Annotated in this window: 5 protein-coding genes; 1 reads left to right on the top strand and 4 read right to left on the bottom strand. The window is 65.8% G+C overall.

What is annotated here, in order from left to right:
• The first annotated feature begins 324 nt into the window (after nucleotides 1-324).
• The gene (locus tag AX702_RS03680) at nucleotides 325-765 is read left to right on the top strand and encodes an ester cyclase (RefSeq protein WP_066776285.1); all 441 of its coding nucleotides are present in this window, start codon (nucleotides 325-327) and stop codon (nucleotides 763-765) included.
• 77 nt (nucleotides 766-842) lie between these two features.
• Here the strand turns inward: AX702_RS03680 and AX702_RS03675 are convergent, their stop codons facing one another.
• From AX702_RS03675 to AX702_RS03660, 4 genes are all read right to left on the bottom strand, one after another.
• Complete coding sequence (locus AX702_RS03675; protein WP_156455346.1) at nucleotides 843-1,235, bottom strand: cytochrome c; 393 nt, start codon at nucleotides 1,233-1,235, stop codon at nucleotides 843-845.
• Nucleotides 1,235-2,470, bottom strand: coding sequence for a molybdopterin-dependent oxidoreductase (locus AX702_RS03670; protein WP_066776283.1), 1,236 nt, complete (start codon nucleotides 2,468-2,470; stop codon nucleotides 1,235-1,237). The genes AX702_RS03675 and AX702_RS03670 overlap by 1 nt, the downstream gene beginning before the upstream one ends.
• 346 nt (nucleotides 2,471-2,816) lie before the next feature.
• Nucleotides 2,817-3,596, bottom strand: coding sequence for a DeoR/GlpR family DNA-binding transcription regulator (locus AX702_RS03665; RefSeq protein WP_066776281.1), 780 nt, complete (start codon nucleotides 3,594-3,596; stop codon nucleotides 2,817-2,819).
• On the bottom strand, nucleotides 3,596-5,038 hold a 1,443-nt coding region (locus AX702_RS03660), incomplete at its 5' end, for a glycerol-3-phosphate dehydrogenase (protein WP_066776279.1). The genes AX702_RS03665 and AX702_RS03660, both read right to left, overlap by 1 nt.

Genomic DNA, 5,038 nt, shown 5'->3' with positions numbered 1-5,038 from the left:
ACGAGCGATCGCGGCGGATCCCCCGCCCGTCATTCCCGCGAAGGCGGGAATCCATAAACGCCACCCTCGCTCCTCCTGGGACCTCCGGAGTATATGGATCCCTGCCTGCGCGGGGATGACGACCGGATGGCTGGCTCGGCGGCCGCCACCCCACCCACGCCGTCGCCCTGAGCTCGTTTCAGGGTTCAGCATCCGCGAAGCTCCAAGAGAAATGATCAACGGCCGCTATCGCCCAATAGCGGACGTTCCGAGCCGCCACATTGACGATCGGCAGACGGGCCTTCACGGGGACAGTCATTAGCTTAATCATAAGGCTGAGGTTTCATGTCCGTCGATCAATCGCGCAAACAGCGGCTTACTGATTTCATCCGACAAGTTTGGGACGAAGGGCACGTGGACGCAGCCGACAGCTATTTGGCCGACGCCTACACGATACGTCACGATCCGGGCGATCCTTGGGACGGAATGGTGCTTGATCGCTTGGGCTTTAAGGATCGCGTTCAGCAGTCGAGAGCGGCATTTCCGGATCAACGGTTTGAGATCCAAGACCTGTTCGCCGACGGTGATAGCGTTGTCATGTCATGGCTCTGGGCGGCCACCCACAAAGGCGACCTTCCCGGCTTTCCAGCCACTGGCAAGACAATACGAATGTCGGGAGCCACTGTTTACAGCTTCGACTTCGATGACCGGCTGACCGGCCATTGGCAAATTACTGACCGTCTTGGCGTCTACCAGCAGCTAAGCCAAAACAAAGCGACAGCCTGATCGGCGTGCTCAGCGGATAATTTGACTTGCAAGTGGATGTCCGCTTTCCACCCAAAGCGGACCTCGCCGCTCACTCCCTACCGTCCCGCCAGATACCCCACGATCGGCGCCACCTCACCCTCCGCCATTGGCGCGTGATACGTATCGCGCATCTTCTCCACGATCGCCTGCCACTGCTCCCGCTTCATCTTCGGCTGGGTCAGCACCATGCTCGCCGAATGGCACGCCACGCACCGCTGGTTGACCAGCGCGACGTTCGGCCCGTCCGGAAACACCGCCGCATCATCGGGCAGTTCCACCGACGTCGACGTCAGCGTCACACCCCCGCCCGCCACCGACGCTGCCTCGGGCACGGCCGAGACAGCCACCGCAGGTGCCGCGGCGCGCTCGCGCCCGCTCACCGCCACCAGCACGGCCAACGTCGCCCCGATTAGCACCAGCGCGATCACCGCAAATCCCGGCGCACGCATCAGCTGAGCCTCACGATCACGGGCTCGACGCAGTTGCGCATATAGCCGCCCGGGTTCCAGTTCGCCTCCATCGGCTGGGTCTCTCCCTGCGTGTTGGTGCAGCGCGCCATCACCTTCACGCGTCCCGGCCGCGGCACGTTCACCCGCGCGGTGAAGCGGCGGAAGCCGTAGCGATCATCCTCGCGGCCAAGCGTCGCCGGCTCCCACGTCCGGCCGCCGGTCGCCGATATGTCGACCCGCGCCACGCCTCTGTCGCCGCCCATCGCGATCCCCTCGATCGGCAGGACCGGATCATAGCCATAGGTCGCGCCATCGGCGACGCTGGTGATCCACGATCGCGGGATCATGCGGTTGATCGGCTCGCTGGAAAAATCCTTCGATCCCGGCACCACGTTCGCGCGCGGAGCGGTGGGAATTTTGTAGGCCTTGGCCATCCAGTAACGGTCGTCGGGCGCGGGCAGCACCTCGATCGTATCCACCGTCTTCATCCAATAGGTCGAGAACCAGCCCGGGACGACCAGCCGCACGGGAAAGCCGTTGAGCAGCGGCAATTGCTCGCCATTCATCGCGAACGCCAGCATCACCTCGCCATCGCGCGCATGATCCACGCCTAGGGACTTCTCGAAATCCGGCGCGCCCGCCACCAGCGGCTTGTCCATCGCGCCGATGCGCACGGCCACCCCGCCGCCGCGCACGCCGGCAAGGTCGAGCACATGGCGCAGCGGCACGCCCATCCATTTGGCATTGCCCATTGCGCCATGCCCCCATTGCGCACCCGGCACGCGCGGCTGGAACAGCCCGCGCGAGTTGCCCGAGCATTGGTTCACCGCCGCCAACTCAACCCGCGGCATCCTGAGCAATTGTGCCAGCGAGATCGACAGCGGCCGTTCGACATGCCCGCCGACGCGGATGCGATAGGTCTCGACATCGATGCTCGTCGGCAGATCGCCCCAATGCCAGCGGACGAAGAAACGGTCATTTGGCGTGTAGAGCGATTGCTGGAACACCTCCATTGGCGTCTCCAGCAGCGCCGGCCGCACGCGCTGCAGGATCATCGCGCCTTTCTGCGGAAAGTCGCTCGTCATCGCGCGCCGGGAGGGTCCACCGGGCAGCCGCAGGTCGACATCCGCGCCCAGCGCTCGCCCCGCCAGCATCGCGCCGCCACCGGCGATCCCCGCGGCAAGCAGCCGACGCCGAGAGACCGCACGCGCTTCATGGAAATCAAGCCGATCCATCGCCCACCGCTTCCTTGCTCCCTGTCACCCTAAAGTGAGTCGTCCACCGGTGTGGACGCCCCAGTCGTTCGTCCTGAGCCTGGCGACGTACGCGCCCCGAGCGCGCTCCCCCGGCTCCGGCGCAGGCGGCCCCCCAGCGCACTTTACATCGTCATGCCGGGCTCGTCCCGGCATCCAGGGTTCGGCAAATTCGGCGCTGGTGAATCCGCGCAACCCTGGACCTCGACACAGGCCTGTCCCGAGCTCTGCCGAAGGAGCCGGGGTCATGCACTCTGCGGGGCGGACAAAGCTTTTCACAGGAGCTTCTCCGATGCCAGGCAGGCGCTTCGGGTTTGATAATTGGATCTCAATCGCCGATCACTCTCACGACCGTCACGTCCGACGCGTCGCACGCCGACTCCAGCGCGTCATCCACCGCGTCGGTCACCAGATAGTCGATGTCGGCCAGGTCGCCGATCCGTACCGCGGCAGGGCGGCCGAGCTTGGACGAATCGAGCGTCAGGATCACCTTGCGTGCCTGCGCGATGATCGTCTGCGACACGCGCACCTCGTCCACGTCGAAGTCGAGGAAGGTGCCGTCCGCCTCGATCGCGGAGGCGCCGATCAGCGCGTAATCGACGCGGAAGCTGCGGATGAAATCCATCGCCAGCGCGCCGATCACCGCGCGATCGCCCGGGCGTACACGGCCGCCGGCGGCGATCACCTCGATGCCGGGGCAATCGGCCAGGATGTCGACGACGTTGAGGTTGTTGGTGATCACCATCAACTCGCGATGTCTCGTCAGATGCCGGGCGATCGCCTCGGTGGTCGATCCGATGTTGATGAACAGGCTCGATCCGTCGGGCACCAGTGCGGCGGCGGCCGCGCCGATCGCGTCCTTGGTCTCTGCCGCCACCAGTCGCCGCTCGGCATAGCGCAGATTGTCGACGCCCGATGTCACCACCGCGCCGCCATGGACGCGCGACAGCATCGATTTCTTGGCGAGCAGGTTCAGGTCCTTGCGGATCGTCTGCGGCGTCACGCCCAATGTTTCGGCGAGCGCCTCGACCGAGACGCTGCCGGTGTGCCGCGCCGTCTCTAGGATCTGGCGGTGGCGCAGCGCCACCACATCCGCACCCTGTTGCATCAGCCTGCGACGGCCGCCACCGCCGCATGCGGCGCGGCAGCGAGATAGGCGTCCAGCGCCTCGGCAGTGTCTGCAGGCGTGTGCAGCCCCAGCTTGCTGCGCCGGTACAGGATGTCCTCGCTCGTCCGCGCCCATTCGGCTGCGACCAGATAATCGACTTCGGCCTGATACAGATCGCCGCCGAAGCAGCGGCCCAGCTCCGCCACCGTCCGCGCCGCGCCCAGCACGCGCTCGGTCCGTGTGCCATAGGCACGCGCGAGCCGGCGCAGCAGCGGCGCGGGAAGGTCGGGACGGCTGGCACTCAGGGCACCGAGGAATGCCTCGAAATCGGCGTTCGGCATATCACCGCCGGGCAGCACGGCACCGGCGGTCCACGCGCCGCTTGCCCCGGGGAAGAACGGCGCCAGTTCCTTCATCGCGTGCTCGGCCAGCTTGCGGTAGGTGGTGATCTTGCCGCCGAAAATGCTCAGCATCGGCGCCCGACCTTCGCCCGCATCGAGATCGAGCACATAGTCGCGCGTCACCGCCGATGCGTTTGACGATTTGTCGTCGTACAGCGGCCGGATGCCGGCATAGGACCAGCGAATTTCGTTTTCGCTGACCGGCGTTGCGAAATACCGGCCAATTGTCTCCAGAAGATATCCGGTTTCGGCCGAACTGATCGCGGCCTTGCCCGGTTTCGCACTCCAGACCTCGTCGGTGGTTCCGACCAATGTGAAGTCGCGCTCATAGGGGATGGCGAAGACAATGCGCCGATCGGGGTTCTGCAGCATGAAGGCGTGATCGCCTTCGTAGAGTTTCGGCACTACGATATGACTGCCCTTGACCAGCTTGACCCCGCGATCGGTGCGCGCATCGGGCACCCGGCCGAGAACGTCGGCAACCCACGGCCCAGCGGCGTTGACGAGCGCTCTGGCGCGCACCGTGCGGCGGCCATCCGGCCCCTCGACGATCGCTTCCCAGCCGCCGCCGACGCGCCTTGCATCGACCAGCCGTGTGCGGGTCTCGATCGTCGCGCCGCGGTCGGCGGCATCCATCGCGTTCAGCACCACCAGCCGGCTGTCCTCCACCCAGCAGTCCGAATAGATGAAAGCCTTGCCTTCTCTGGTGCTTAGACCCGCGCCGACGGGCGAGTCCGCGAGCTTCACGGTGCGCGTGCCCGGCAGCTTCTCGCGCCCGCCGAGGTGATCGTACAGGAACAGGCCCAGGCGAACCATCCAGGCGGGGCGCGGCGATTGGGTCTGCGGCAGGACGAATTCGAGCGGCCAGATGATGTGCGGCGCCATGTTCAGCAGCCGCTCGCGCTCGATCAGCGCCTCGCGCACCAGCCGGAACTCGCCATATTCCAGGTAGCGCAGGCCGCCGTGGATCAGCTTGGTGGAAGCGGAGGATGTATGGCTCGCCAGATCGTCCTGCTCGACCAGCAATACGCTGAGCCCGCG

The organism is Sphingomonas sp. CCH5-D11 (genome assembly GCF_001557395.1).
GTDB lineage: Bacteria > Pseudomonadota > Alphaproteobacteria > Sphingomonadales > Sphingomonadaceae > Sphingomonas.
The sequence above is the reverse complement of the archived record's forward strand: the minus strand, read 5'-3'. Positions and strand labels throughout refer to the sequence as shown.

What these genes read in the sequence shown, in the direction of transcription:
- AX702_RS03665 (WP_066776281.1), bottom strand. Translation starts at nt 3,596, where the DNA reads ATGCAACAGGGTGCGGATGTGGTGGCGCTGCGCCACCGCCAGATCCTA.
- AX702_RS03675 (WP_156455346.1), bottom strand. Translation starts at nt 1,235, where the DNA reads ATGCGTGCGCCGGGATTTGCGGTGATCGCGCTGGTGCTAATCGGGGCG.
- AX702_RS03680 (WP_066776285.1), top strand. Translation starts at nt 325, where the DNA reads ATGTCCGTCGATCAATCGCGCAAACAGCGGCTTACTGATTTCATCCGA.
- AX702_RS03670 (WP_066776283.1), bottom strand. Translation starts at nt 2,470, where the DNA reads ATGGATCGGCTTGATTTCCATGAAGCGCGTGCGGTCTCTCGGCGTCGG.